A 24,156-nucleotide genomic window follows, 5' to 3' on the forward strand; every position below is an offset into this window, starting at 1 on the left:
GCCCGGCCGCAGGTGTTACGGCCGACGGCGTGAGGGCCGCATCAGCCCAGGGGCAGCAGGATTCGGAAATCCGTCCGTCCGGGCCGGCTTTCGCATTCGATCAGACCGTCGTGACGCTGTACGAACGATTGCGCCAACGTGAGTCCCAGACCGCTTCCCCCTTCGCGCCCGGAGACGAGCGGATAGAAGATGCGATCACGAATGTCGGCAGGAATGCCTGGCCCGTTGTCGATCACATGCAATTCCAATGCCAGCTTGTGCAATCGCTTGGCAATCGTGATCTTCCGCGCCACCCGTGTGCGCAAGACAATGCGTGCATCGCCGCGCGCGATCTGCTCGCGCAGCGCTTCGGCACCGTTGCGCACGATGTTGAGTAGCGCCTGAATGAGTTGCTCTTTGTCGCCCCGGAAGTCAGGCAGGCTCACGTCGTAGTCGCGCTCGATCGATAACCCCTGTGGAAACTCGGCCAGCACCACCGAACGCACACGCTCGCACACTTCGTGGATGTTCACGTCGGTGGCGATGTACGGGTGACGGTGCGGCTCCAGCAGGCGGTCGACCAGTGTCTGAAGCCTGTCGGACTCCTTGATGATGACCTGCGTGTACTCCCGCAACTCGCGTTGATCGAGCTCGAACTCCAGCAACTGCGCCGCGCCGCGAATCCCGCCCAGCGGGTTCTTGATTTCGTGCGCCAGATTGCGAATGAGCTGTTTGTTCATCAACGCCTGATCGATGATCCGCTCTTCGCGCTCGTTCTTGAGCTTCTGCTCGTTCTCGATGAGCTCGACGATCACGAAATCGGGCACCGCCTCCGGAGCGACCACGATGGCGTGGGTGTGCAGCGGCTCCTGCGCGGTGCGCTCGAGCACCAGATCGAGGCGCGTCGACTGAAAGTGGTTAGCGATGAGTTCCGCCATCGTCGACGCCAGCACCTCGCCGTTCGTGAAGACGTCGTTCCACGTCATCTGCGAGAGCGAGCGACGCGAGAGCGCGAGCAGCGCCTCGGCCGCGGGGTTGGCGAATACGACACGCAGCGAGTGCTTCTCGAGCACCAGCAGCACGGTCGGCAATGCTTCCAGACCAGGCAGAATGCCGGTCGCCGCGAGCTTCGTCTCCCAGGGATCGACGGCCCCGGGCAACGCAGACGGGTATCCGCCGGCAGCCCCGGCAGCATCGGTCGTCAAATCGGTGGCAGGGATGCCTTCGGCGGCCTGAGCCGCCTGCGGCACCCGCTTCGTCTGCCCTTTCTCACCAGCGCGGACACTTTTCATCAAGGATCGGGGTGATAGGTTCATGGCGAGCCACGCAAAGAATGAGAGGAATGCTCAGCGGATAAAAAAGGGGGGACGGCCGCGGCCATCCCCCCGTGCTTGTCGAGCATGACGGTCGGCCGCTGGCGTTCCGTCATGCCGGCGCATTCCCTGCGCAGCGATTCGATTACAGCGAGTAGTACATTTCGAACTCGAGCGGGTGCGTGGTCATTGCCACGCGACGCGCTTCGTCCGTCTTCAGTGCGATGTACGAATCGAGCATGCCGTCCGTGAACACGCCACCACGGGTCAGGAACTCGCGGTCTTCGTTCAGGTACTCCAGCGCCTGTTCGAGGCTCGAGCACACGGTCGGGATCTTTGCATCCTCTTCCGGCGGCAGGTCGTACAGGTTCTTGTCGGCAGCTTCGCCCGGGTGGATCTTGTTCTGCACGCCATCCAGACCGGCCATCAGCATGGCCGAGAAGGCCAGGTACGGGTTGGCCATCGGGTCCGGGAAGCGCGCTTCGATGCGACGGCCCTTCGGGTTGGCAACGTACGGAATACGGATCGAGGCCGAACGGTTACGGGCCGAGTAGGCCAGCTTCACCGGGGCTTCGAAGTGCGGCACGAGGCGCTTGTACGAGTTCGTCGACGGGTTCGTGATCGCGTTCAGGGCACGGGCGTGCTTGATGATGCCGCCGATGTAGTACAGCGCGAATTCCGACAGGCCACCGTAGCCGTTACCGGCGAACAGGTTCTGACCGTCCTTCCAGACCGACTGGTGAATGTGCATGCCCGAGCCGTTGTCGCCAACGATCGGCTTCGGCATGAACGTTGCCGTCTTGCCGTAGCTGTGTGCCACGTTGTGCACGACGTACTTCAGGATCTGCGTCCAGTCGGCGCGCTCGACCAGCGTCGAGAACTTCGTGCCGATTTCGTTCTGGCCCTGGCCCGCCACTTCGTGGTGGTGCACTTCGACCGGCACGCCCAGTTGCTCGAGCAACAGACACATTTCCGAGCGCATGTCCTGGAACGTGTCGACCGGTGCGACCGGGAAGTAGCCGCCCTTCGTGCCCGGACGGTGGCCGGTGTTGCCGCCTTCGAAGTCCTTCGACGACGACCACGGCGCTTCTTCCGAATTGATCTTCACGAACGTGCCCGACATGTCCGTATTCCACTGGACCGAGTCGAAAATGAAGAATTCCGGCTCCGGACCGAAGAAGGCGGTGTCGCCCAGGCCCGTGCTCTTCAGATAGGCTTCAGCGCGCTTGGCGATGGAGCGCGGATCGCGGTCGTAGCCCTTGCCATCGGCCGGCTCGATCACGTCGCAGGTCAGCACCAGCGTGCTTTCTTCGTAGAACGGGTCGATGTAGGCGGTGTCGGCGTCCGGCACCAGCAGCATGTCCGAGGCTTCGATGCCCTTCCAGCCAGCGATCGACGAACCGTCGAAAGCGTGACCGCTCTCGAACTTGTCGGCGTCGAAATGCGACACGGGCACCGAGACGTGCTGCTCTTTGCCGCGCGTGTCCGTAAAGCGGAAGTCGACGAACTTGACGTCTTCTTCCTTAACCAGGTTCATCACATCTGCCACAGATTTGCTCATGCTATCTCCCGAAAGATTCAATCTGGCGCTGCTGGCGCTTATCGCCCGCGTCGCCGCACCCTCTTAACGAACTCCGTGTTCGGATTCGCCAGTAATAAGCAGGAAGCGTGCCAACGCATCACTTACCCGCTGTACCTTTTACCCTCGCCCACTGATTTCTAAGGAAATAATCGATTCTGGTGCGTCCAGTACCGAATTCCCTCTTGCGGGCTTCGATTCGCCATTTCGGTGCGCGATGCACCAAAATATCGCCAAATTGGTGCATCGATAGATTATGCACCTTTTTGGTGCAATCACGCCCTCACCATGATCCGAAGTTGTGCGCCAGCCTGCACCGTCATCATGCGTCGTTGGATTTGCGTGCCCGAAAATCCGGACAACGCCTACGCCGCGAATCGCCACGTATTGTCGCGCCGCGTCACTTTGAGCGCCTCTTGCGTGAAGTGCACGCTAGAATGAAGGACAACCATCGACTAACGAGATCACAGCAATATGACAAGCGCCAAAGCCATTCTCGATCAAGCCAAGCAACGTCGCGCCGCCGGCCAACTCGCCTACGCAGGCGCCGTGACCCCGGAGGAAGCGCTGGCGCTCCTCACTGCCGATACCAATGTTCGCCTGATCGACGTGCGCACGCGCGCCGAACTCGACTGGGTGGGTCGTCCGCAGGTGCCGGACGGTCAGTACGCCAACGTCGAATGGGTGCGCTATCCGGGTGGCGTGCCCAATGACCACTTTCTCGAACAGTTGACCTCCCAGACACCGGACAAGAATACGCCGCTGTTGTTCCTGTGCCGCAGCGCCGCCCGTTCGAAGGCCGCTGCGAAAGTCGCCTATGAAGCCGGTTTCACGCAATCGTTCGATATTCTCGAAGGCTTCGAAGGCGACAAGGACAGCGCCGGTCACCGCAAGCACGTGAGCGGCTGGTGCTTCCGCGGTCTTCCGTGGCTGGGTGCCTGAGCGCGCCGGTCAGCCGCATAAAAAACGCAGCTAACAAGCACAAGTCACGCACAAATCACGCCGCTTTTTCAGACGACGCTGATCGTCATCGACTCATCGACGCCAGGAGATGCCGAGATGGACTGGACACATTTGCTGACCTTCGCCCTCGCCCTGTTCGTGGGCGCCGGCACCCCGGGGCCGGGCATCGCCGCCATTGTGGCCCGAGTGCTGGGACGCGGCACGCAAGGCGCGATCGCCTTTACTGCGGGCGTGGCAATCGGCGACGTCGTCTGGCTCACGCTGGCCGTACTCGGCGTGGCCGCCCTGGCGCATACGTTCTCTGGCGTGTTCCTCGCCATCAAGTATGCCGGCGCAGCCTACCTGCTCTATCTCGCATGGAAGATGTGGCACGCACCGGCCATTGCCCCGGCAGAACCGATGGCGGCCGCACCACGTGAGAAGTCGTGGCGTCTGTTTCTCGGCGGCCTGTCGGTGACGATGGGCAACCCGAAAGTCGTCGTGTTCTACTTCGCGCTGCTGCCCAACCTGCTCGATCTGCAACGGGTCACGGCGCTCGGTTATATCGAGGTCGTGGCCGTCACGCTGACGGTACTGGCGATTGTGTTCGGCAGCTATATCGCGCTGGCCTCCCGTGCTCGCCGTCTGCTCAGCTCCGCGCGCGCCGTGAAGCGCCTGAATCGCGCTACCGGCACCGTCATGGCCGGCGCCGCTGTCGCGATCGCCACACGCTGAACGTCGCAGCGCCGCCCGCACTCGTTTGACGGACGCGACATCGAACGCCACCTTCGGGTGGCGTTTTTTCATCCCGCCGCCAGTCACCTCACCCCATCTCGCCAAATGAGAATGCGCCACGCATTGTTGCAGTCCACGTAAGTATCTATTGGCTTAATTGCCGTTTTTCTGCGATAGCCAGACGCTTAGACTGGCTTGAACGGTCGCGCCCGACACGTACCGCGTCACACCGCAAAGCATGCCGGTTTGCCCATCGGTAAGCACGTACGGCGCGCCCGAGCAACACAGAAGAACAGGAGTTATCGCCATGAATCGCAAGCACATCGCATCCGCATTGATCTCGGCCATGATGGCCACCGCAGCAGGTTCCGTTTTCGCACAATCGCCCCTCTCCAGCGACGCCTATCCCGACGGCTCGCCCTTCGGCTGGGTACCGCAGACGTCGCAAGTCACGCGCGAGCAGGTCCGTCAGGAACTGATCGACGCCCGCGCTCAAGGCTTGATTCCGCAGAACGATTACGACTATCCGGCGCTGGCCACGTTCAAGCAGGCCAACACGCCCCGCAAGACCCGCGCGCAGGTCTACGAAGAGCTTGTACGTGCGCGTCAGAACGGCGATATGACGCACTCGAATCCGTGATCGCGTAAGCACCAGTACCGTCCCTCGTTGTGTTGCCTCCCTCCGGCAGCACGACACGACGCACGCAGGCTGGACGGCATCTCCGGTCTGTGTTGCGTCACCTCCTTGCCTCCTATGGTCCCCGCCGACAGGCGCGCCCAGGCCTGACCGGGCAAACCGTGATGCACCCCAGACCAGTTCCCTTCCCCGCTGGTCGAGCAGGCACCCACGGTTTCCCACGGGCGCATCTCCTGTCGCCATGCGTTCCCCGTTATCGCATGGGACTTTCGCCCGCTCCCCGCCCAGGGAGCGGGCTTTTTTCGTGCCGGGTTTCGTGGACAGCGCAGGCTGCGTGCTACCATGCAGCCGTTTCAATTTGCATAGACAGGATCATCCGGTGAGTGACATCCAACTAGATATCGAGTGGACCGAGCGCGCAGCGAAGAAGGCCGAACGGCTCGTTCCCAAGGACACCCCGCTGGGGTTGCCGCCGCTCGAATGCCTGCCGCAGGAAGGTGACGTGATGTTCCTCGGCAAGGGCGACAAGAAGCAACCGTTCGTCGTGGTGGAGCGTCAGTACCATCATGAAGGCGACGACGCATGGACGATCATTCTGATTCTCGATCTTCCGGAATAACGACGACGTTCGTATGCGGTGTCCGACGACACAATGAAGCGGCAACGAAGACCATTCGATCCGCAGATTCGGACAGATCGCAAGGCAGTCAGGTGGGAAAGCACGGCGCGGCCACTGGGGAAATCCCGGTTGTCGCGCCGCTTTGCTTGGTGGGGGCCGTTTTCTATACTTGAAGCGCGTCTTGCATCGTGTGATAGCGACAGGGAGATCGATCATGATCATGCCCCACCTCTCCAACGCCCAGCTCGTGAGCATGTTTGCGATCGCGGTATTCGGTGCGATCGTCGTCGGTGCAATGCCCTGCAAGGGCGCGGTTCGAATGTGCTGGCGCTCGCTGCTCGTTGTCGTCGGCGCGGTGCTCGCCGTGATCGCATTCGAGCTGGTTCCATTGCTCGCCTGAGACCTTTTTGCGGATTTTCATCATTAAGGGTTGACCCCATGCGGAAGAGCCGATATTATCTCGGTCTCGTTGGGGCGTTAGCTCAGTTGGTAGAGCAGCGGACTCTTAATCCGTAGGTCGAGTGTTCGAGTCACTCACGCCCCACCAAACGAATCTTGAAAAAGGCTGCGATGCCGTGCAGCCTTTTTTATTCCCGGTAGCATCGGGGCGTTAGCTCAGTTGGTAGAGCAGCGGACTCTTAATCCGTAGGTCGAGTGTTCGAGTCACTCACGCCCCACCAAGCATCACGAGAAGGCTGCGCGCTTGCAGCCTTTTTTGTTCCCGGTAGCACCGGGGCGTTAGCTCAGTTGGTAGAGCAGCGGACTCTTAATCCGTAGGTCGAGTGTTCGAGTCACTCACGCCCCACCAGATGCATCGCAAGGGCCGCACATTGTGCGGCCCTTGTTGTTTGCGGCGCGAGTTCGGGTTCCGCTTGTGCGATCCCCTCTTGGCGCGCGTCATCCCTCTCCTGCCTGTCGTCCTATTCCTACAGTCAATTCAGTCGCAACCGATAGTGCGCGAAATACTGGCACGCTAAGCTGAATGTACGTCGCTGCGCTGCGCGCGGCCGGCAATGACTTCAGGAGACGCATCATGAAAACGGCAAAGTCGATTCTCGTCGTCATCACAGCGCTGGCAATGGGTTCGTCCATCCTCGGGTGTACCCTCGGCGGCGCAGCAGCAGGCGGTGTCATCGGTCACGAAGCCACCGGTGGCAGCACCGCAGGGACCGTCGGTGGCGCTGTCGTAGGTGGCGTTATCGGTCACGAACTCGGCAAGTAATCGCTACAACGCTTCCCGGTTGATCACGGAGGAAGCGGTGCGTGACGGGGGTAGGGCCGCGCAGTATCACGTAATGCCGGGTACTGCCGCGTGATGTCGGATAGTGTCGAATAGTGCCGGATGGTGCCGGGTACTGCCAAATCATGACAGCCACTCTCGGCATCGCCCTGGCAAGCCGTCTCGCCAGACCGGAGGGGTGCCGCGTCACTGTCTGCGACGTTACGCGAAGTCCCATCAGGCCCGACCGATCTGCGGATCTGCGCACACGCGCTCGACGCCGTCATCGCCCCACGATGTACAACGGACTGTTGGCGGCGTAACCGTACATGATCAGAACGTCACCCACCAGCGTCTCCCCCGCCGCTCTCGCCTGCGCCACGCTCGCGTAACGCTTCGCTTGCGCCGTGCAACTCGCGTAATGACGTCCACCGCCCTTTAGCGTGCCGTCGAGCCGGCCGATAAACGCCGCCTGCCTCACGCTCCACACGAAGTGGCCTTCGCACTTCGCCAACTCCGGCGGACGCTTGACCGCCGGATCCTGCGTCTGCGAGGCCGCACCCGCCTTGTGCAAACGCCACTGACGCCGAATCGCCGCATCCGACCAACGCCCCATCCCGATGTCTTTCCCTCTGTTCTTTGCCATCACTCCTCCTGGAATTTGCCTGCGGCAGTGCGCTCGCGGGTAACGCCGATAATGGTGAACAATAATGAGGGGAATGGGGATGGGGAGTGTCCGATATGCGATGCCACACCTTACGATAACGCTTCACGAGATCCGAAACTCGTCGCGCGTCATGCAAAGGACACCAAATAGCGCTCAGTGCGCTTCGTATAGCCGCAATGTGCGTTATTTCCAGTCATACATAGCGCGGCATACACACCACAATGCTGCGACGCACGCTGTACGGATGTGCCTCATTGTCTACACTGAAAGTCTTATTGACGCAGACTGACCGCCCCGTTCGTCGAGACGGCATACGCACGGCACAGACATGGCGACCGTCACCTTCGCCCCCGCAATCCAGCGCCACGTGGCTGTCGACGAGCAACACGTCGACGGCACGAATGTGCACGACGTGCTCACGCAATGCATGGCTCTCACGCCCGGCTTGCGCGGCTATCTCTTCAACGATCAGGGACGTTTGCGCCCGCACGTCGCCGTGTTCGTCGACGGGCACCTCATTCGCGACCGTCGTACGCTGCGCGATACGCTAAGCGGCACCAGTCGCGTCTACGTTGCACAGGCGCTCTCGGGCGGCTGAATACCGATAGCCATCGACAGACGCAAAAGCCGCGACGGACACAATAGCCATCGATGGCATACAACCGCCACCGCCTACCGAATCAACATCCGCGCCACGCGAGCATCGAACAAGGCAGGACAGGCAGCACAACGCTCGCGCCAGCCAAGGAGAAACACCATGGAACATGCAACCGGCGCAACGCTACTGGTCGCGACTCGTAAAGGACTGTTCACGTGGCAGCGCGATCCGCATGATGCACGTAACGCCCATGACACACGTGAATCACGCGATGCACAGGACAACGCCGTCTGGCGGCTGACGTCGGGCACGCCGGATTTTGCGGGCGAGCCGGTGAGCATGGTGTTGCACGATGCCCGCGACGGCACCGACTACGCCGCGCTCAATCTCGGGCATTTCGGCGTGAAGCTATGGCGTCGCGCGCGTGAGGCGAGCACGTGGACCGAACTCCCTCCCCCGGCCTTCACGCCGCAAGCCGCGCAGTCCGAAGCATCGCAGGCCGACGCGCAAGCCCCCTCGGTCGACCTCCTCTGGTCGCTGGAGACCGCCGGCCCCGACGCTCCCGGCGTGCTCTGGGCGGGCACGATACCCGGCGGCCTGTTCCGCTCGGGCGACCACGGCGCGAGCTGGCAACTGGTGCAAAGCCTGTGGGATCGTCCCGAGCGCGCCGAATGGATGGGCGGCGGCTACGATCACGCAGGCATTCATTCGATCTGCATCGATCCGCACGACAGCCGGCAGGTGATGGTCGCCGTGTCGACCGGTGGCGTCTGGCGCACGCGCGACGACGGCGACACATGGGCACTGGCCGCCCTGGGTATGGAAGCCGACTACATGCCTCCCGAGCGCCGACTCGATCCGAACGCACAGGACGTTCACCGTCTCGTGCAGTGTCGCAACGCCCCCAACGCCCTGTGGGCGCAACATCACAACGGCATCTTCCGCACGCTCGACTACGGCGCGTCGTGGCGACGCATTCAGGCGGCACCATCGAGCTTCGGCTTCGCGGTCGCCGTCGATCCGCACGATCCCGACATCGCCTGGTTCGTCCCCGCACAGCGCGACGCCTGCCGCATCCCCGTCGACGCACGCCTCGTCGTCACACGCACGCGCGACGGCGGGGAGTCCTTCACCGCGCTCTCGCACGGCCTGCCGGAGATGCCGTCCTACGATCTCGTCTATCGTCACGGACTGGATATCGACGCCACCGGCCGCACCCTGGCGATGGGCTCGACCACGGGCGCGCTATGGATCACCGAGAACGCCGGCGAGCAATGGCAATGCCTGTCGGCACACCTCCCGCCGATCTATGCCGTGCGCTTCGTTTGATCGATCTGCGTCGCCCGATCGGGCCGATTTGTCGGATTTTTTGAGGCTGCCTGTCAGCATTCGCAACGTGGCTCATCTCGTCGTTTACCTCGTTTTGTCGTAAGACACCTTCAGTTCGCATATTTCTTGTCGTATACGAATGCAGACGGACTGACTTCATCGAATCCCCCGTCACTCGTCGCCGGACATGTCACACGTGTCGATCCCGGCGCGTGAGCCTGCGGCGTGTCGTGCCTCATCCATGGCATCGACGCGCCCCACGGCAGACCGGCGACCACTCCTCGCAACGCCGACAGCCACACGCCATCCGTGTTGTTCTGGCATCAAATCCCTAAAAGGAGTCACTCCCTATGCGAATCGCCGACCTGAAGATCCGAACTCGACTGGCCATCGGCTTCGGCACATTGCTGATCCTGCTATTGAGCATGCTGATCATTGCACTGGTGCGCTTCATCGCCATCGAACAGGCCAACGAAGAGCTGCTCACCCGGGCATGGGCCAAGGCCGACGCAGCACACAGCATCGACGCCATGGTGCGCGGCAACGGCCGCCGCCTGCTCGAAGTTGCCATCACACCGGACACCACCCAGCGTCAGGCCGTCAACGAACGCATCGACGTCAATCTCGCGCGCATCGTCACGGCACAAACCGTGCTCGACAAGTACGTGACGTCGGGACGCGGCAAGGAGCTGATCACGAGCATTCAGGCTCACAACGAGACCTTCAAGAAAGCGCGCAATACCATCGTCGCCGAATTGAATGCCGACCAGCGCGGCGTGGCGCTCGCCATCGTGCAACAGGAGGCCATGCCCGCGCTGGACGCCATGCAGACCGAAGCCGCCGAACTCGTCACGCTTCAACAACAGATCGTGGACGAAACGGGCTCGGCCACCGCGGCCGACATCGTCTTCGCCAAATGGCTGCTGCTGGCGCTGGGCGCGCTCGCCGCCGTGGTCGGCGTAGGTGCCGCCTGGTCGGTCACGCGCAGCATCACGCGTCCGATCGCGCGCGCGGTCGAAGTCGCCGAACGCGTGGCCCAAGGCGATCTCACGAGCCGTATCGACGTGACGAGTCTCGACGAAACAGGCCAACTGATGGCCGCCCTCAAACACATGAATGAAAGCCTCGATCAGATCGTGCGACGCGTGCGCAGCGGCACCGCCGCCATCGCATCGGCTTCGGGCGAACTGCTCGCGGGCAACACCGATCTGTCGTCGCGCACCGAAGAGCAGGCCGCGTCGCTCGAAGAAACCGCGTCGTCGATGGAGCAGTTGACGGCCACCGTCAAACAGAACGCCGACAACGCGCGTCAGGCCAGCCAACTGGCATCGAACGCCTCGGAAATCGCAGGCGAAGGCGGCCGCGTGGTCGAGCGCGCAGTGACCTCGATGCAGGAAATCGCCGAGAGCTCGACGAAGATTAACGACATCATCGGCGTGATCGACGGCATTGCTTTCCAGACGAACATCCTCGCGTTGAACGCCGCCGTGGAGGCCGCGCGTGCGGGCGAACAGGGGCGCGGTTTCGCCGTCGTCGCCGGCGAAGTGCGCACGCTCGCGCAACGCAGCGCCGCTGCTGCCAAGGAGATCAAGGGACTCATCGAGACCTCCGTGGGCAAGGTGTCGGACGGCTCGTCGCAAGTGCGCGACGCCGGTCGCACGATGACGGAAATCGTGCAGGCCGTGCAACGCGTGACCGACATCATGGGTGAGATCTCCGCCGCGTCGAGCGAACAGTCGGGCGGCATCGAACAGGTCAATACCGCCGTCATGCAGATGGACCAGGTCACACAGCAAAATGCGGCACTCGTCGAGCAGGCAACGGCCGCTGCCGGGTCGCTCGAAGACCAGGCGCGCAATCTGCGTGAGGCTGTGGCCATCTTCCGACTGCCCGGGGGCGATGTCGTGACAGGCAGTCATGACGAGAGCGCCGATGTTGCCGCCAACGGTCCGCGCGGTGCGGTGCTCGCGTTCGCACGTCAACGTCAGGTGGCGTAGCAAGTAACGCACATCACGTAGCACTGCCTCGCCAAATTGCGTATCACACCCAACGCCCCGGCCCCCTCGCCGGGGCGTTGCTTTTTGGCGCAAGGCCTGTGCGACGGGGGGGCGCAGCCCGTCGAAAAGCCTCATGGCTGCTGGCGTTGCGGGCGATGTCACCGTCAGCGCGGCATCGCAACATTGGAGTATGATGGCTGCTGCTATGCTTTTTCCTCACCGTCTGAAAAGAGGTGTACTGTGGCCCGAAAGACCCCCATCGAGCGCTACCGAAACATCGGCATCAGTGCTCACATCGACGCTGGCAAGACAACGACAACCGAGCGGATCCTGTTCTACACGGGCGTCAATCACAAGCTGGGCGAAGTCCACGAAGGCGCTGCCACGATGGACTGGATGGAGCAGGAACAAGAGCGCGGCATCACGATCACGTCTGCCGCGACGACCTGCTTCTGGCGCGGCATGGCCGGCAACCTCCCCGAACATCGCATCAACATCATCGACACGCCGGGACACGTCGACTTCACCATTGAAGTCGAGCGTTCGATGCGCGTGCTCGACGGTGCGTGCATGGTCTACGACTCGGTCGGCGGCGTGCAGCCGCAGTCGGAGACGGTCTGGCGTCAAGCCAACAAGTACAAGGTGCCGCGCATTGCGTTCGTCAACAAGATGGACCGCGTGGGCGCCGACTTCTTCCGCGTGTACAAGCAGATTCACGAGCGTCTGCGCGGCAACGCCGTGCCGATCCAGATCCCCATCGGCGCCGAGGATCACTTCCTTGGCGTGGTCGATCTCGTGAAGATGAAAGGCATCGTCTGGGACGAAGAATCGAAGGGTGTGAAGTTCGAATACATCGACATTCCCGACAATCTCAAGGACACGGCGCAGGAGTGGCACGAGAAGATGATCGAGGCCGCCGCCGAAGCCGACGAAACGTTGCTCGAGAAGTACCTCGGTGGCGACGCGCTCACGGAAGACGAAATCAAGGCCGGGCTGCGCAAGCGCACGGTCGCGGGCGAGATCGTGCCCATGCTGTGCGGCACTGCCTTCAAGAACAAGGGCGTGCAAGCCATGCTCGACGCCGTGATCGATTACCTGCCCTCGCCGGTCGACGTGCCCGCCATTGCCGGTCACGACGAAGACGACAAGGAAATCGAGCGCCATCCGTCGGACGACGAGCCGTTCTCCGCCCTCGCCTTCAAGATCATGACAGACCCGTTCGTCGGCCAGTTGATCTTCTTCCGCGTGTACTCCGGGGTGATCGAGTCCGGCAGCACGGTGTTCAACCCGCTCAAGGACAAGAAGGAGCGACTGGGCCGCATCTTGCAGATGCATGCGAACACGCGTCAGGAGCTCAAGGAAGTGCGCGCGGGCGATATCGCGGCGGCCGTGGGCCTGAAGGAAGCCACGACCGGCGACACGCTGTGCGATCCGAACCACGTCATCATTCTGGAGAAGATGGAGTTTCCGGAGCCGGTAATCTCGCAGGCGGTCGAGCCCAAGACCAAGGGCGATCAGGAAAAGATGGGCCTCGCGCTCAATCGCCTGGCGCAGGAAGATCCGTCGTTCCGCGTGCAGACCGACGAGGAATCGGGCCAGACGATCATCTCCGGCATGGGCGAGTTGCACCTCGAAATTCTGGTCGATCGCATGCGCCGTGAGTTCGGCGTGGAGGCGACCGTCGGCAAGCCGCAGGTCGCGTATCGCGAAACCGTACGCAAGAAAGTCGAGGACGTGCAGGGCAAATTCGTCAAGCAATCGGGCGGACGCGGCCAGTATGGCGACGTGGTCATCACGCTCGAACCGGACAAGGAAAAGCCGTACGAATTCGTCGATGCCATCAAGGGCGGTGTGGTGCCGCGCGAGTACATTCCGGCGGTCGACAAAGGCATTCGCGAGACGCTCAACAACGGCGTGGTAGCGGGCTATCCGGTCGTCAACGTGAAGGTCACGTTGACGTTCGGCTCGTACCACGACGTGGACTCGAACGAAAACGCGTTCCGCATGGCCGGCTCGATGGCCTTCAAGGAAGCCATGCGCAAAGCCGATCCGGTGCTGCTCGAACCGATGATGGCAGTGGAAGTCGAGACCCCCGAGGAGTTCATGGGCAACGTGATGGGCGACCTCTCCGGGCGTCGCGGCATCATGCAGGGCATGGACGACATCATAGGCGGTGGCAAGATCGTTCGCGCGGAAGTGCCGCTCTCGGAGATGTTCGGCTACTCCACGTCGCTGCGCTCGCTCACGCAGGGTCGCGCCACATACACGATGGAGTTCAAGCATTACGCCGAAGCCCCGAAGAACGTGGCCGACGCCATCGTGACGAAGAAATCATGAAATAACGCGCCGGGCGTCGGTTGCGGTGAGGTGAAATATGCCCGCACTGGCGTCGCTGGCGCGATTGGTGTGATTTGCGCGATTCGCGCTATCTGCGTTATTGGTCAGCAACGCCCGCCACTGGCACGCTCGCGTCTTCGGATGCGGAACGTCCCACTAGCGGGCGTTGTACTTTTTGCGTACTGTCTACGGACTTATTGCGTACCGCTTCGTACGGACTACGCACTTTTTGCCCCTCGCTCCCCCCGCGACATCATGATGAGAAACGTCCTGAGCATTCAGTCCCACGTCGTGTTCGGCCATGCCGGCAACAGCGCCGCCGAGTTTCCGATGCGACGTCTGGGCGTCAACGTCTGGCCGATCAACACGGTGCAATTCTCGAATCACACGCAGTACGGCAAATGGACAGGGCAAGCGCTGCCGAGCGAGGAAATCCTGCGACTGGTCGACGGCATTGCCGATATCGGTGAGCTGGTCAATTGCGATGCCGTACTCTCCGGCTATCTCGGCGCACCGGAACAGGCGGGCTTCGTGCGCGCGGCGGTGCAGCGCGTCAAGCACGCCAATCCCGCTGCGATCTATCTGTGCGATCCCGTGATGGGGCATCCGGAGAAGGGATGTCAGGTCAAGCCGGGCATCGAGCAGTATCTCGTCGAGCACATGCCCGAGATCGCGGACATCATGACGCCGAACCATCTCGAACTGGAAAAACTCTCGCAGCACCCGATCGATACGTTCGACGACGCCCTCGCCGCCTGCCATGCCCTGCTCGCTCGCGGGCCGAAGATGGTGCTCGTCAAGCATCTGGAGTACGCCGGCAAGCCTGCGGATCGTTTCGACATGCTTGTGGTAACGGGCAGCGAGGCATGGCACGGCTCGCGTCCGCTGTATGCGTTCGCGCGTCAGCCGGTCGGGGTGGGCGACCTGACGTCAGGCGTGTTCCTCGCGCGCCTGCTTCAGGGCGATACGGTGCGTGCGGCGTTCGAACATACGCTCGCAGCGGTTGACGCGGTGTTGTCGACCACGCATCTTATCGGTCGCTACGAACTGGAAATCGTTCGCGCGCAAGACGAAATCGTCACGCCGCCGCGCCATTACGAAGCGCGGGCGGTGTGACGTCGGGGTGATCTCGCCAATGGGATGGGGGATGCGGGGATGACCCGCGAATCAGTACGCGATGCGTGGGTCATGCGCGGGCGACAAGCGGGCGATCAATACGCAATCAGTACGCGCGAAGATGCTCGGCGTGATGTGACAGATGGTCTGCCATGAAGGTCTGGATGAAGTAGTAGCCGTGGTCATAGCCGTTGTGACGCCGCAGATTCAACGGCTGCCCCGCCTCACGGCATGCACGCTCGAAGATGTCCGGATGCAGTTGCGCTTCGAGGAACTGATCGTTCAGACCCTGATCGATCAGGATCCCGCCCGGGAACACCGCCTGCCCGGCCTTTGCGATCAGCGCGCTCGCATCGTACTGACGCCACGTCTCGCGATCCGTCCCCAGATAGCCGGTGAACGCCTTCTCGCCCCACGGGCAATGCATCGGCGCAGCAATCGGCGCAAAGGCCGACACGGAACGGAATTTGTCAGGATTACGCAGCGCGAGCGTGAGCGCGCCATGACCGCCCATCGAGTGGCCGAAGATGCCGATCCGCTCGGCGTCGATCGGCAGCGATTGCGTCACGAGCCCGTATAGCTCGTCGACGATATAGCGGTACATGCGATAGTGCGTCGCCCACGGCGCCTGCGTTGCATCGAGATAGAAGCCCGCGCCAACGCCGAAGTCCCACGCGTCGGCCTCGCCGGGCACACCCGCTCCCCGCGGGCTGGTGTCGGGCGCAATCAGCGCCACCCCGTGTTCTGCGGCAAGCCACTGAGCGCCGCCCTTGATCATGAACGTTTCTTCCGTACACGTGAGCCCCGCAAGATAGAACAGCGCGGGCACGGCGCGGCCGTCGCGTGCCTGCGGCGGCACGAATACCGAAAAACGCATCGGCAAGCCGATCACGGACGACGTGTGACGATAGAAACGCTGCGCGCCGCCGAAACAGCGGTGTTCGGAAATGAGTTCGAGCATGACGGAATCCGGGAACGTTCGGGGAAGTCGGCAAGGGGGCCGCGCCGTGGCATGACGTGGAATAACGCGATTTGCGTCGCGACGGTACGTCCCTTGCGCTGTATCGCAGCTATCTTACCTCGCGATGCGACGCGTGACATGGCCTAGGCACCCGGCGTGCGCAATACGCGCCCCAACGTCCCCGAGGGCGGTGGCTACGTCGTGGCTATGTCGCGCTTGTCGCCTTGTGACAGGCGAACACGCGTCGCTACGGTTGGCGTCCCTTACTCGTTACCAGGAGCGCCCCATGCCGACCTCCCCGTTCGACCTCGACGACGTCACCAATCTCGTTCAGCGCGATGGCATTTCCGCCCGCTTGTCGGAGCAGGAAAAGCGTTTGTTGGTGCTGCTTGTTGCGCGCGCCGGCACGGCGCTCGGCAAGCGTGCGCTGATGGAGGCGCTCTGGGGCCAGCGCGCGCAGTGGATGGAAGACGCTGCGCTCGTGCAACTCGTCTCGCGCCTGCGACGCTCACTCGCCCCGCTTGGTCTGCAACGCGCCATAGTGACCGTGGCCCGCGTGGGATATCGCTTCGATACGCCAACGACGGATGCGATCATCGCCAGCGGCGCCGCTGGGCGCGGACCTACGGCATCAGCGTTACGCAGCGATGTGGGCGCAGACGACCTGACAATCGGCGACGCCGCCGCCCCCACGGCATCCGCCTCAAACGCGCCGCCGCTGCAGCACGGCGTGGTGCGTGACGGGCATGGGGAGGTGTGTCGACACGGCATTGTCGTGCGGATTCCCCAGATCGAGTACCGCTTGCTGTGTGCGCTGCGTACACCCGTGAATGTCGTGCATGACAAACGTGCGCTCATCGCGATGCTGTGGCCCGCGCGTCCCGATCAGGACGATACGAATCTGATGCAGGTCGTATCGCGCCTTCGCCGCAAGCTGATTCCGCTCGGTCTGCATCGCCATATCGTGACGGTGCCACGCATCGGCTATCGCTTCGAACCTTGCTTCGACCCCTGTCCTGAACCGTGCACCGACCCTTGCTCTGAATCTGGCAACAGCCCCTCGACGCCCTTCCCCCCCATGCCGCCCATGCCGCCCACACTATCGCAACGCTTTCGACAGTGGCTCCTCGCCACCGTGCCCCGCGCCCTCGTCACCCTGACACGTCATTTGCGCTGGCGAGCGCGCTGAGCACACGCGACGCTGGTCTCGCCGATGCCACTGCGGCCAACGCCGCCCGGCGACGGCACCTGTCCATCCACTCTCAGGAGCCACACCATGTCCAGTACGTCAAATACGCCCAAGCAAGCCACGCAAACCAAGCCCACCCCGCAGACTGCTGCCCCGGCCTCCAGCGCACCCGCGCAGTCCGCAGCGAACGCTGCCCAGAGCGAGCTCGTCTATCCCACGGACCCGCAAGATGGCGCCACCGAGACCACCTATACGCAGAACGGCTTCGATCCCTCGACCAGCACGACGCAACTGTCGTACACGTCGGCGCGGGTCGCAAAACGCGTCTACAACCGCTACGCAAAGAACGCCTTCGAAGTCTCCGGCTATTACACCGACTGGTCGCAATACGACGGACGTCTCGACGGCGACTTCAGCAACGATGACGCCGGTCGCGGCGTCGATCTGATGCTGCTCGACCCGTTCGCGTACGACCGTCTGATCATCGGCTTTTCGGGCATCGTCGGCGACCAGGGCGAGAAGGCGCAGACGATCGAGCGCGCCGCCGCCGACTTCGCCCGCAAGACCGATCAGGCCACCTTCGTCGACAGTTGGGGCGACGTGCTGGCCTATCGCAACTGCGGCTTCGCGGGCTGGGTGAGCAACGACGTGATCCCGATGTTCCAGCAGTCGCGTGCGCAGGGTGTGCTCGGTGGTCTGCGTTTGCTGCATGCGAAGAATCCGGCGCTCAAACTGGCGCTTGCCATCGGCGGCTGGACGATGAGCCAGGCCTTTCACGGCATGGCGGGCAGCAGCACGCGACGTCAAACGTTCTGTGCGAGCGTCGTCGATCTGCTCAAGCGGTTTCCGATGTTCGTCGAGGTCAACATCGACTGGGAGTATCCCGGCTCGCCAGGTGACGACGGCAATACGTACGACGATACCGACGGCCCGAACTACGCAGCGCTCGTGGGCGATCTGAAAAAGGCGCTCGTGGCTGCCGGACGCAAGGACGTCGAGATCTCGATTGCCGCGTCGGCCAACGTCTCCGACTTGCAGAAGGCCAATCTGCCGGGCCTGATGGCGGCGGGTGTCTCGCGCATCAATCTGATGACGTACGACTTCTTCGGCACGCCGTGGGCGCCGGCGCTCGGTCACCACACCAATCTGCACGACACGGACCCGAGCGCTCCGGACGGCTTTTCCATCGACCGGGCCGTGAACTGGCTGCGTCAGGCCGGCGTGCCGCTCGCCAAGGTGCACATCGGTTACGCGGGGTACTCACGCAACGCCCTTCAGGCGGAAATTACACAGGTCTCGGCGCTCTCGGGCACCTATTCGCCGGGCGACGGCCTCACCGTCGGCACGTTCGAATCGGGCACCACCGAGTACTACGACCTACTGCGCAATTACCTCGATCTGGAGGACGGGACCGCACGCAACGGCTTCGTGCTGTACACGGACCCGGTTGCCGACGCCGACTTTCTGTACCAGCCGTCGAGCGGCATGTTCATGTCGATCGATACGCCGCGCACCGTGCGCGCCAAGGGCGACTATGTGAAGCGCAACGGCCTCGGCGGGCTCTTCACCTGGACCATCGATCAGGATAACGGCGTGCTCGCCAACGCCGCGCACGAGGGTCTGGGGCAGGCGGCCACGGTCTCGAACATCGACATGACACCGTTTTACTTCAGCGGCCAGACCTCGCTCGACGGCTCGACGACCGGAGACTGACCATGAATTTTCTTCTGTCTCGATTGCTGGAACCGTCGACGTGGGCGGGGCTGACCGGGCTGGCCGTTGCGCTCGGCACGTCGCCGGACGTGATGCATGAGCTCGCGCAGGCGGGGGCTGCGCTGGCGTCGCTGGCCGCCATGGCGTTGCCGGAGAGCGCCGTACGGCGCGGGGTAAGCGACGGTATCTCGCACCAGCCGTAAGGGCGTTTGTCCGTCAAACACGGGCCGAGGGGGCGCTGGCGTCGCGCTTTCGGTCCGTGTCGAAAAAAAGTTGTCACGATTTCTAAACTTTTCCCCGCATGCGTCGCTATACGTTAGAGGACGTGTGGTGACTTGCTGCGCCGCCGATCCACGCCCGGTTGACGGGGTAGCTCTTGGGAAGCGCCGGCATGTTGTCATATTTGCAGGCTATGATGCCCGCGATGCAAAAATGGCGTGAGACACCCCGAGCCCCGCCCCATCGGGCAATAGCGGCAACGAAGTCCCTCAGCAATGCATGACGGAAGCGGCGCGCTACCCTCGCCGGCACGGCTCCCCAGAGGACCGGTCAGGACGATCAGGACGAATGCGACGCCGTATCGATTACACAGACCAGACACACCAGAGATCCACCCGGGGGCCATATGAAGCTGATCCTGCTAGCGCTTGCCGCTTCGCTGTTTACGCTCGTCATGATGGTGCAGGCGCGCAGCGAAACGAGTGACACCGCCGTCGCCACTGGCAATGCACAGTCCACAGGCATCAATGCGGGAGAGCGTGTGCGCACTCGCAAAGACATGGCGATGTGGAACGCGCGCCGCAAGATGCACGCGGTACGTCAGGAAGACTGAGCCCGTCACCACGAATTTCGACGGCGCTGCATTGCGTAGTGCAGCGGCGCAAAACGTGACAAGACGCTTGGCGCAGAAGCCCGTCGAACCGGCATTTCCCTGGCAGCAACATGCTGCGCCGCACCAAATTTGGGCATCCTCCAACACCGTCCTATAGTGGAAAAGCACACATAGGCGAGGAGACAAGAACGATGCCCACCTTCCACTTCAATCTCTACGACCTCACGTTGTTCCTGCCGATGGCGGTGGCTGGCGCCCTGCTTGTCGGCGGCATTCCTGTGACCACGCGTGCCACGCGCTATAGTCTGCGCGCGGTCGGTGCCATGGTCGGTGCGCTCGTAGCGCTCCTTGTCGTGGAGGCGCTGCCCGTGCTCGTGTAGTCGGCACGCGTCAGACGCTTCAGCCAACATCGAACGACGAAAGGCCATTCGCGCGCGCAGCGCGCGGTGAATGGCTTTTCCGAAACTGTCCCGATTCCCTGCCGCGCGCCGGTCTCTGGGCGCGGGCTGCGACGCCCGTCTGTTCGTCCGTTCGTCCACTCGATACGACGAGCACGGCGGTGATGGCGATGACGATAACGGTGACGTCGGTCATCGTGCTGTCATTGCTGCGCCTTACGCTGATCTACGGCAACTTCGGTTGCGCTGTCACCCTCTCTGTTGCGCCGCCGACCCGCTCGGCGGCTTTTTTATACCGGCCCCGGCATGCGCCCCCCCGGTGCTTCCCCCATCATCGCTTTGTGCCGACGCGCGCCGCGCCATCGCCTACAATCACCGGAAGTACAACGTCATGTGCGTGCCTCCGATGGGCGACATCGGGGATCTCGCGCTACGCCGAAAGAGGAGGTTTGCGCATGTCCGACGCGTTCTCCCGCGCCTTCGCCGTGGTCGTCAATCAGTACCGCTCGCCCCGCCAGTACACGGTTTCGGTCGAACGGGCGAGCGAGATGATCGCCAAGAATATCGGCCTGTTCTCCGACGGGTTCGCTTCGGAACCCCATCTGATCGTGGGTCTGTTCGAAAGCGAAGCCGAAGCCTGGGCCCTCGCGCGACGTCTTCAGCGTACGCGCACCACCATGCAGGCGCTGCTCCAAACACCCGCGCGCACCGCCTCCGTCTCCCCGCCCGAACTCGATCCCAGCGATTGATTCGCTGGCGGCAGCCCCCGTACTGCGCCCTCGCCGCCACGGGCATTCCCGCGTTTTCGCGGGCGTCCAGGTCGCGTCGTAACATCCCCCAACGAAAAAGCTCTGCCATCGTCCACCCCGAGGAGTAGAATTCTGAATTCCAGATATCACGAAGCCGGCGAACGCCGTAAAGTTATGTCACACCCCGCGGCATCCGCCGATTTGCCGGCATCCGACGCCACACTCCCTCCCCTCACCCCATTGCCGCCCCTCGCGCCGCTGGCCAGCACACCGGTCCTCATCGATCAGGTGTATTCGCGTCTGCGCGACGCCATCGCCGATCTCACCCTGCCCCCTGGCGAACGTATCCGGCAAGCCGAACTCGCCGATTCGCTCGGGGTGTCGCGCCAACCGGTGAGCCACGCCTTGCAGTTGCTCAAGCGCGACGGGCTGGTCTGCGACAGTGGACGTCAGGGCCTCGAAGTGGCGCCCATCGATGCCGATCATCTGCGTCAGCTCTATCAGGTGCGCACCGCACTCGACGGGCTGGCCGCGCGGCTCGCCGCCACGCGCGCAGCCGAGAGCACGTTGCCGGAGACGGCGCTGCATCGTCTGCAAGACGCCGTCGCCACCGGGATGGTGATGACGCGAGGCACGCCGGTGGCACGTCAGGTGCGTATCGAAGTCGCGTTTCACACGGCACTGCACGAGGCCTCGGGCAACCCGCTGATTGCGCAGACGGTGGCACCGCAATGGCCGCACATCATGCGCGCGATGGCCGCCACGCTCGGGGCGATGCCGATGCAGGAAGTCGTGTGGCACGAGCACGCAGACATCGTCTCGCGCATTGCGGCGGGCGACGCCCCCGGCGCGGAAGCCGCTGCACGCGAACACACCGAAGCCGATGGCGGCAATGCGCGCCGCGAGTGGCTTGTCAGGCTTGCGCAATCGAACAACGGATGAACTGAACCCCATGCAAGCCGTCATCTCTGCCGCTCTACCCGTCTTCGGGCTGATCTTCCTGGGCTATCTCTGCGCGCGCCGGGCATGGCTCGGCCCCACCGCACTCGACGCCCTCAATCGCTTCGTCGTCTATCTCGCGCTGCCCGCCGTGCTGTTCCAATCGATGGCGCAGATTACGTGGGCGGAGCTCGTCAACCCCGGTTTTCTGGGCGCATTCGGCGGCGGTATGGCTGCGACATTTGCGCTGTCGTTTCTGCTGGACCGCACGGTGCGCGGGCGTCTGACCGACGCGAGCATCGAGGGCATGGGCGCGGCCTATCCGAACGCCGGCTTCATGGGTTTTCCACTGTGTCTGGTGGCGTTCGGACCGGCCAGTGTGCCGGCCGTGGTCGTCGCCATGCTGCTCACCGCGACGATACTCTTCGCCGTTTCCATCGCGATCATCGAGACGGATCTGCAAACCACGCCCAACTGGCGTCGCACGGCGGGGTTTGTGGCGCGTGCGCTCGTTCGCAATCCGCTGGTCGTCTCGCCGTTCGTCGGCATGGCGTTTGCCGCGGCCGGCATCGCGTTGCCCGCGCCGGTGCTGCACTTCACGACGCTGCTCGGCGGTGCCGCCAGTCCTTGCGCGCTGGTCGCCATCGGCATGTTCCTCGCACAAAGTTCGGGGGCGGCGAAGGAGCCGCGGATCGCACGTGCCGTGGGACGTCTCGTCGGGCTCAAGCTGGTTTTTCAACCGGCGATCACGGCGTTTCTCGCGTTCCGCGTGTTCGACCTTCCGGCGATCTGGGCACATAGCGCACTGCTGCTCTCGGCATTGCCCATCGGCACCGGTCCGTTCATGCTCGCGCAACTTTATGGACGCGAAGCCGCCGTCGCTTCACGCGCGATTCTGGTTTCGACGGTGCTGTCAGTGGTGACGGTGTCGTTGCTGATCGGCTGGTTCAGCGTGCGGTAGCTGGCAACGTCTGACGGCGACGCCCTCAAGGGACGCGAGGCCACCGTCGCTTCACTTACGATTCGGGTTTTGACAGTGCTATCGGTGGTGACGATGTCGCTACTGATCGGCGGCGCCCGCGATCAACGCCCTTAGTTAAAGCTCGCCGCGGGTGCCACGACCACGCGATCGCGTCCGGAGCGCTTCGCTGCGTATAGTGCCGCATCGGCCGCGCCGAGCAAGCGCATGGGAAGCGTTTCCGGGTCGGCAATGTCGCGCGGGTCCACGCTTGCGAGGCCAATAGAGATCGTAAGCGGCACGAGAATGCCGTCGTCGTCGGGCACTTCCAGACGCGCCACGGCACGACGCACGCGCTCGGCCACCGTCCCCGCCCAGTTCTGCTCAGTCTGCACGAGCAATGCAGCGAACTCCTCCCCACCGTAACGCGCAAGCGTATCCGTCACCCGCAGTTGCGCACGCATGCACACACTGGCCGCCCGCAAAGCGCGGTCGCCGGTCGCGTGACCGTGGCTGTCGTTGACTCGCTTGAAATGATCGATGTCGATGAGCAGACACGCCAGCGGCGCACCGTAACGTGCGCCCCGGATGACCTCTTCACGCAAACGCTGATCGAAGTAGCGACGATTCGACAGACCGGTGAGCGGGTCGGTCAGACCGATACGCTTGAGTCGTTCGCGATTCCACATGTTCTCGAGACACACCGCGACGACCGCACCGAAGCGTTCGATGAAGTCGGTCGCCATCTCGGGCGCGAAGCGGCGCGCGTCGCGACTTCCCAGTGCGATCACGCCGATGTAACGGCCGTTGCGCGCGAGCGGCATGACAACGGCACTTGCGGGCGGACGCGCCCCGAAGAGCGGTGCATGACGCTCACGCGGTGCCCCGATCCAGAGTTGCCCGTCGCCATAGACGGCGGCGAAAGTACCGGCGTCCTGCGCGATGCACAGGCCGGCGTCGAGCGCGCGGATGCCTTCGGCAGTATCGATGAGATCGCGCAACGTGTCGTCGACCTCGGCGAGCATCAGATGCACACCCGACAGATCGAAATCGTGACGCAGGCGATTGAGCACCACTTCCAGAAACTGGCCGAAATCCGGCGCGCCCATCAGCGCCAGCTCGATGTCCTGGAAACGTTTTAGCGAACGCTCGTTGCGCTGGACGGTCTCCAGCAGCGATTGCAGAGTGTCGAGCGTCGGTGCCTGATTGGTTGCCACGTAAGGTCTCGAAAGACACGCGGCACTGCGCGGCCGCCTAGCGTGCTTGCCCCACCATGATGGCTTCACGACGATGCCTGTTGCAGCGCCGTCATGAGGCGACCATGAGGCCGTTAACGGCATGTGCCCGTCA

Annotated in this window: 25 protein-coding genes and 3 tRNA genes; 22 read left to right on the forward strand and 6 right to left on the reverse strand. The window is 63.1% G+C overall.

Translation table 11 applies throughout. From position 1 onward, the window contains the following. Window positions 1-41: 41 nt before the first annotated feature. The gene (gene glnL, locus ACIPHM_RS03345; RefSeq protein ID WP_400324564.1) at window positions 42-1,271 is read right to left on the reverse strand and encodes a nitrogen regulation protein NR(II); all 1,230 of its coding nucleotides are present in this window, start codon (window positions 1,269-1,271) and stop codon (window positions 42-44) included. 166 nt (window positions 1,272-1,437) lie between these two features. Then, a complete protein-coding gene (gene glnA, locus ACIPHM_RS03350) occupies window positions 1,438-2,853 on the reverse strand; it encodes a type I glutamate--ammonia ligase (protein ID WP_400324565.1) in 1,416 nt (471 codons plus the stop codon). Between the two features lie 492 nt (window positions 2,854-3,345). On the opposite strand from glnA, the gene ACIPHM_RS03355 reads away from it, so the two are divergent. The 9 genes from ACIPHM_RS03355 to ACIPHM_RS03395 all read left to right on the forward strand — a co-directional run bounded on the left by ACIPHM_RS03355 (window position 3,346) and on the right by ACIPHM_RS03395 (window position 7,026). Then, entirely contained in the window at window positions 3,346-3,813 is a 468-nt protein-coding gene (locus ACIPHM_RS03355; RefSeq protein WP_400324566.1) for a rhodanese-like domain-containing protein, read from the forward strand. Between the two features lie 117 nt (window positions 3,814-3,930). Continuing rightward, window positions 3,931-4,548 (forward strand): LysE family translocator, encoded by a 618-nt coding sequence (locus tag ACIPHM_RS03360; protein WP_400324568.1) that lies wholly within the window; start codon window positions 3,931-3,933, stop codon window positions 4,546-4,548. Window positions 4,549-4,855: 307 nt separating this feature from the next. Further along, on the forward strand, window positions 4,856-5,188 hold the full coding sequence (locus tag ACIPHM_RS03365) for a DUF4148 domain-containing protein (RefSeq protein ID WP_400324569.1): 333 nt from the start codon (window positions 4,856-4,858) through the stop codon (window positions 5,186-5,188). A gap of 376 nt (window positions 5,189-5,564) precedes the next feature. Continuing rightward, window positions 5,565-5,804, forward strand: a complete 240-nt coding sequence (locus ACIPHM_RS03370; RefSeq protein ID WP_044455448.1) for a hypothetical protein — start codon at window positions 5,565-5,567, stop codon at window positions 5,802-5,804. A gap of 214 nt (window positions 5,805-6,018) precedes the next feature. After that, window positions 6,019-6,204 carry a hypothetical protein gene (locus tag ACIPHM_RS03375; RefSeq protein WP_400324570.1) on the forward strand — a complete coding sequence of 62 codons (186 nt, stop codon included), beginning with the start codon at window positions 6,019-6,021 and terminating at the stop codon, window positions 6,202-6,204. Window positions 6,205-6,275: 71 nt separating this feature from the next. Continuing rightward, window positions 6,276-6,351: transfer RNA gene (locus ACIPHM_RS03380), tRNA-Lys, on the forward strand. Between the two features lie 57 nt (window positions 6,352-6,408). After that, a tRNA-Lys gene (locus ACIPHM_RS03385) sits at window positions 6,409-6,484 on the forward strand. A 52-nt stretch (window positions 6,485-6,536) separates the two neighbouring features. Then, window positions 6,537-6,612, forward strand: a tRNA-Lys gene (locus ACIPHM_RS03390). Between the two features lie 225 nt (window positions 6,613-6,837). Beyond that, complete coding sequence (locus tag ACIPHM_RS03395; RefSeq protein ID WP_400324572.1) at window positions 6,838-7,026, forward strand: glycine zipper 2TM domain-containing protein; 189 nt, start codon at window positions 6,838-6,840, stop codon at window positions 7,024-7,026. Between the two features lie 280 nt (window positions 7,027-7,306). Here ACIPHM_RS03395 and ACIPHM_RS03400 read toward each other — a convergent pair whose 3' ends face one another. Continuing rightward, complete coding sequence (locus ACIPHM_RS03400) at window positions 7,307-7,669, reverse strand: hypothetical protein (RefSeq protein WP_400324574.1); 363 nt, start codon at window positions 7,667-7,669, stop codon at window positions 7,307-7,309. Window positions 7,670-8,018: 349 nt separating this feature from the next. On the opposite strand from ACIPHM_RS03400, the gene ACIPHM_RS03405 reads away from it, so the two are divergent. The 5 genes from ACIPHM_RS03405 to pdxY all read left to right on the forward strand — a co-directional run bounded on the left by ACIPHM_RS03405 (window position 8,019) and on the right by pdxY (window position 15,067). Then, complete coding sequence (locus ACIPHM_RS03405; RefSeq protein ID WP_400324576.1) at window positions 8,019-8,288, forward strand: MoaD/ThiS family protein; 270 nt, start codon at window positions 8,019-8,021, stop codon at window positions 8,286-8,288. 159 nt (window positions 8,289-8,447) lie between these two features. Beyond that, the gene (locus ACIPHM_RS03410) at window positions 8,448-9,617 is read left to right on the forward strand and encodes an exo-alpha-sialidase (protein ID WP_400324578.1); all 1,170 of its coding nucleotides are present in this window, start codon (window positions 8,448-8,450) and stop codon (window positions 9,615-9,617) included. A gap of 350 nt (window positions 9,618-9,967) precedes the next feature. Beyond that, window positions 9,968-11,614, forward strand: a complete 1,647-nt coding sequence (locus tag ACIPHM_RS03415; RefSeq protein WP_400324580.1) for a methyl-accepting chemotaxis protein — start codon at window positions 9,968-9,970, stop codon at window positions 11,612-11,614. A 240-nt stretch (window positions 11,615-11,854) separates the two neighbouring features. Further along, the gene (gene fusA / locus ACIPHM_RS03420; RefSeq protein WP_400324582.1) at window positions 11,855-13,951 is read left to right on the forward strand and encodes an elongation factor G; all 2,097 of its coding nucleotides are present in this window, start codon (window positions 11,855-11,857) and stop codon (window positions 13,949-13,951) included. A 258-nt stretch (window positions 13,952-14,209) separates the two neighbouring features. After that, window positions 14,210-15,067, forward strand: coding sequence for a pyridoxal kinase PdxY (pdxY, locus tag ACIPHM_RS03425; RefSeq protein ID WP_400325307.1), 858 nt, complete (start codon window positions 14,210-14,212; stop codon window positions 15,065-15,067). A gap of 106 nt (window positions 15,068-15,173) precedes the next feature. On the opposite strand, the gene fghA is transcribed toward pdxY, so the two are convergent. After that, the gene (gene fghA, locus ACIPHM_RS03430; protein WP_400324584.1) at window positions 15,174-16,028 is read right to left on the reverse strand and encodes an S-formylglutathione hydrolase; all 855 of its coding nucleotides are present in this window, start codon (window positions 16,026-16,028) and stop codon (window positions 15,174-15,176) included. Window positions 16,029-16,314: 286 nt separating this feature from the next. Here fghA and ACIPHM_RS03435 point away from each other — a divergent pair, with 286 nt between their 5' ends. The 5 genes from ACIPHM_RS03435 to ACIPHM_RS03455 all read left to right on the forward strand — a co-directional run bounded on the left by ACIPHM_RS03435 (window position 16,315) and on the right by ACIPHM_RS03455 (window position 20,142). Next, a complete protein-coding gene (locus ACIPHM_RS03435) occupies window positions 16,315-17,217 on the forward strand; it encodes a winged helix-turn-helix domain-containing protein (RefSeq protein ID WP_400324586.1) in 903 nt (300 codons plus the stop codon). A gap of 87 nt (window positions 17,218-17,304) precedes the next feature. Beyond that, complete coding sequence (locus ACIPHM_RS03440; protein WP_400324588.1) at window positions 17,305-18,930, forward strand: glycoside hydrolase family 18 protein; 1,626 nt, start codon at window positions 17,305-17,307, stop codon at window positions 18,928-18,930. Between the two features lie 2 nt (window positions 18,931-18,932). Further along, the gene (locus ACIPHM_RS03445; protein WP_400324590.1) at window positions 18,933-19,133 is read left to right on the forward strand and encodes a hypothetical protein; all 201 of its coding nucleotides are present in this window, start codon (window positions 18,933-18,935) and stop codon (window positions 19,131-19,133) included. Window positions 19,134-19,555: 422 nt separating this feature from the next. After that, a complete protein-coding gene (locus tag ACIPHM_RS03450) occupies window positions 19,556-19,762 on the forward strand; it encodes a hypothetical protein (RefSeq protein WP_400324592.1) in 207 nt (68 codons plus the stop codon). 191 nt (window positions 19,763-19,953) lie between these two features. After that, on the forward strand, window positions 19,954-20,142 hold the full coding sequence (locus ACIPHM_RS03455) for a hypothetical protein (RefSeq protein ID WP_039410557.1): 189 nt from the start codon (window positions 19,954-19,956) through the stop codon (window positions 20,140-20,142). Between the two features lie 19 nt (window positions 20,143-20,161). On the opposite strand, the gene ACIPHM_RS03460 is transcribed toward ACIPHM_RS03455, so the two are convergent. Beyond that, window positions 20,162-20,356: a hypothetical protein gene (locus tag ACIPHM_RS03460; RefSeq protein WP_400324594.1), complete on the reverse strand. Its 195-nt coding sequence runs from the start codon at window positions 20,354-20,356 to the stop codon at window positions 20,162-20,164. Window positions 20,357-20,615: 259 nt separating this feature from the next. Here ACIPHM_RS03460 and ACIPHM_RS03465 point away from each other — a divergent pair, with 259 nt between their 5' ends. The 3 genes from ACIPHM_RS03465 to ACIPHM_RS03475 all read left to right on the forward strand — a co-directional run bounded on the left by ACIPHM_RS03465 (window position 20,616) and on the right by ACIPHM_RS03475 (window position 22,809). After that, entirely contained in the window at window positions 20,616-20,909 is a 294-nt protein-coding gene (locus ACIPHM_RS03465; RefSeq protein ID WP_400324596.1) for a hypothetical protein, read from the forward strand. 174 nt (window positions 20,910-21,083) lie between these two features. Continuing rightward, window positions 21,084-21,851 carry a GntR family transcriptional regulator gene (locus ACIPHM_RS03470; protein WP_400324598.1) on the forward strand — a complete coding sequence of 256 codons (768 nt, stop codon included), beginning with the start codon at window positions 21,084-21,086 and terminating at the stop codon, window positions 21,849-21,851. 10 nt (window positions 21,852-21,861) lie between these two features. Next, window positions 21,862-22,809, forward strand: coding sequence for an AEC family transporter (locus tag ACIPHM_RS03475; RefSeq protein WP_400324600.1), 948 nt, complete (start codon window positions 21,862-21,864; stop codon window positions 22,807-22,809). A gap of 131 nt (window positions 22,810-22,940) precedes the next feature. Here the strand turns inward: ACIPHM_RS03475 and ACIPHM_RS03480 are convergent, their stop codons facing one another. Then, a complete protein-coding gene (locus ACIPHM_RS03480) occupies window positions 22,941-24,023 on the reverse strand; it encodes a DUF484 family protein (RefSeq protein ID WP_400324602.1) in 1,083 nt (360 codons plus the stop codon). Between the last annotated feature and the right edge of the window lie 133 nt (window positions 24,024-24,156).

This window comes from Pandoraea sp. NPDC087047 (genome assembly GCF_044745225.1).
GTDB lineage: Bacteria > Pseudomonadota > Gammaproteobacteria > Burkholderiales > Burkholderiaceae > Pandoraea.

Excerpts from the sequence above, each read along its gene's own strand:
- ACIPHM_RS03465 (WP_400324596.1), top strand. The coding sequence starts at position 20,616 with ATGTCCGACGCGTTCTCCCGCGCCTTCGCCGTGGTCGTCAATCAGTAC.
- ACIPHM_RS03360 (WP_400324568.1), top strand. The coding sequence starts at position 3,931 with ATGGACTGGACACATTTGCTGACCTTCGCCCTCGCCCTGTTCGTGGGC.
- ACIPHM_RS03475 (WP_400324600.1), top strand. The coding sequence starts at position 21,862 with ATGCAAGCCGTCATCTCTGCCGCTCTACCCGTCTTCGGGCTGATCTTC.
- ACIPHM_RS03400 (WP_400324574.1), bottom strand. The coding sequence starts at position 7,669 with ATGGCAAAGAACAGAGGGAAAGACATCGGGATGGGGCGTTGGTCGGAT.
- ACIPHM_RS03375 (WP_400324570.1), top strand. The coding sequence starts at position 6,019 with ATGATCATGCCCCACCTCTCCAACGCCCAGCTCGTGAGCATGTTTGCG.
- glnA (WP_400324565.1), bottom strand. The coding sequence starts at position 2,853 with ATGAGCAAATCTGTGGCAGATGTGATGAACCTGGTTAAGGAAGAAGAC.
- fghA (WP_400324584.1), bottom strand. The coding sequence starts at position 16,028 with ATGCTCGAACTCATTTCCGAACACCGCTGTTTCGGCGGCGCGCAGCGT.
- ACIPHM_RS03440 (WP_400324588.1), top strand. The coding sequence starts at position 17,305 with ATGTCCAGTACGTCAAATACGCCCAAGCAAGCCACGCAAACCAAGCCC.
- ACIPHM_RS03415 (WP_400324580.1), top strand. The coding sequence starts at position 9,968 with ATGCGAATCGCCGACCTGAAGATCCGAACTCGACTGGCCATCGGCTTC.
- glnL (WP_400324564.1), bottom strand. The coding sequence starts at position 1,271 with ATGAAAAGTGTCCGCGCTGGTGAGAAAGGGCAGACGAAGCGGGTGCCG.
- ACIPHM_RS03445 (WP_400324590.1), top strand. The coding sequence starts at position 18,933 with ATGAATTTTCTTCTGTCTCGATTGCTGGAACCGTCGACGTGGGCGGGG.
- ACIPHM_RS03405 (WP_400324576.1), top strand. The coding sequence starts at position 8,019 with ATGGCGACCGTCACCTTCGCCCCCGCAATCCAGCGCCACGTGGCTGTC.
- ACIPHM_RS03455 (WP_039410557.1), top strand. The coding sequence starts at position 19,954 with ATGCCCACCTTCCACTTCAATCTCTACGACCTCACGTTGTTCCTGCCG.
- ACIPHM_RS03365 (WP_400324569.1), top strand. The coding sequence starts at position 4,856 with ATGAATCGCAAGCACATCGCATCCGCATTGATCTCGGCCATGATGGCC.
- ACIPHM_RS03410 (WP_400324578.1), top strand. The coding sequence starts at position 8,448 with ATGGAACATGCAACCGGCGCAACGCTACTGGTCGCGACTCGTAAAGGA.
- ACIPHM_RS03395 (WP_400324572.1), top strand. The coding sequence starts at position 6,838 with ATGAAAACGGCAAAGTCGATTCTCGTCGTCATCACAGCGCTGGCAATG.
- ACIPHM_RS03355 (WP_400324566.1), top strand. The coding sequence starts at position 3,346 with ATGACAAGCGCCAAAGCCATTCTCGATCAAGCCAAGCAACGTCGCGCC.
- ACIPHM_RS03435 (WP_400324586.1), top strand. The coding sequence starts at position 16,315 with ATGCCGACCTCCCCGTTCGACCTCGACGACGTCACCAATCTCGTTCAG.
- pdxY (WP_400325307.1), top strand. The coding sequence starts at position 14,210 with ATGAGAAACGTCCTGAGCATTCAGTCCCACGTCGTGTTCGGCCATGCC.
- ACIPHM_RS03450 (WP_400324592.1), top strand. The coding sequence starts at position 19,556 with ATGAAGCTGATCCTGCTAGCGCTTGCCGCTTCGCTGTTTACGCTCGTC.
- ACIPHM_RS03470 (WP_400324598.1), top strand. The coding sequence starts at position 21,084 with ATGTCACACCCCGCGGCATCCGCCGATTTGCCGGCATCCGACGCCACA.
- ACIPHM_RS03460 (WP_400324594.1), bottom strand. The coding sequence starts at position 20,356 with ATGACCGACGTCACCGTTATCGTCATCGCCATCACCGCCGTGCTCGTC.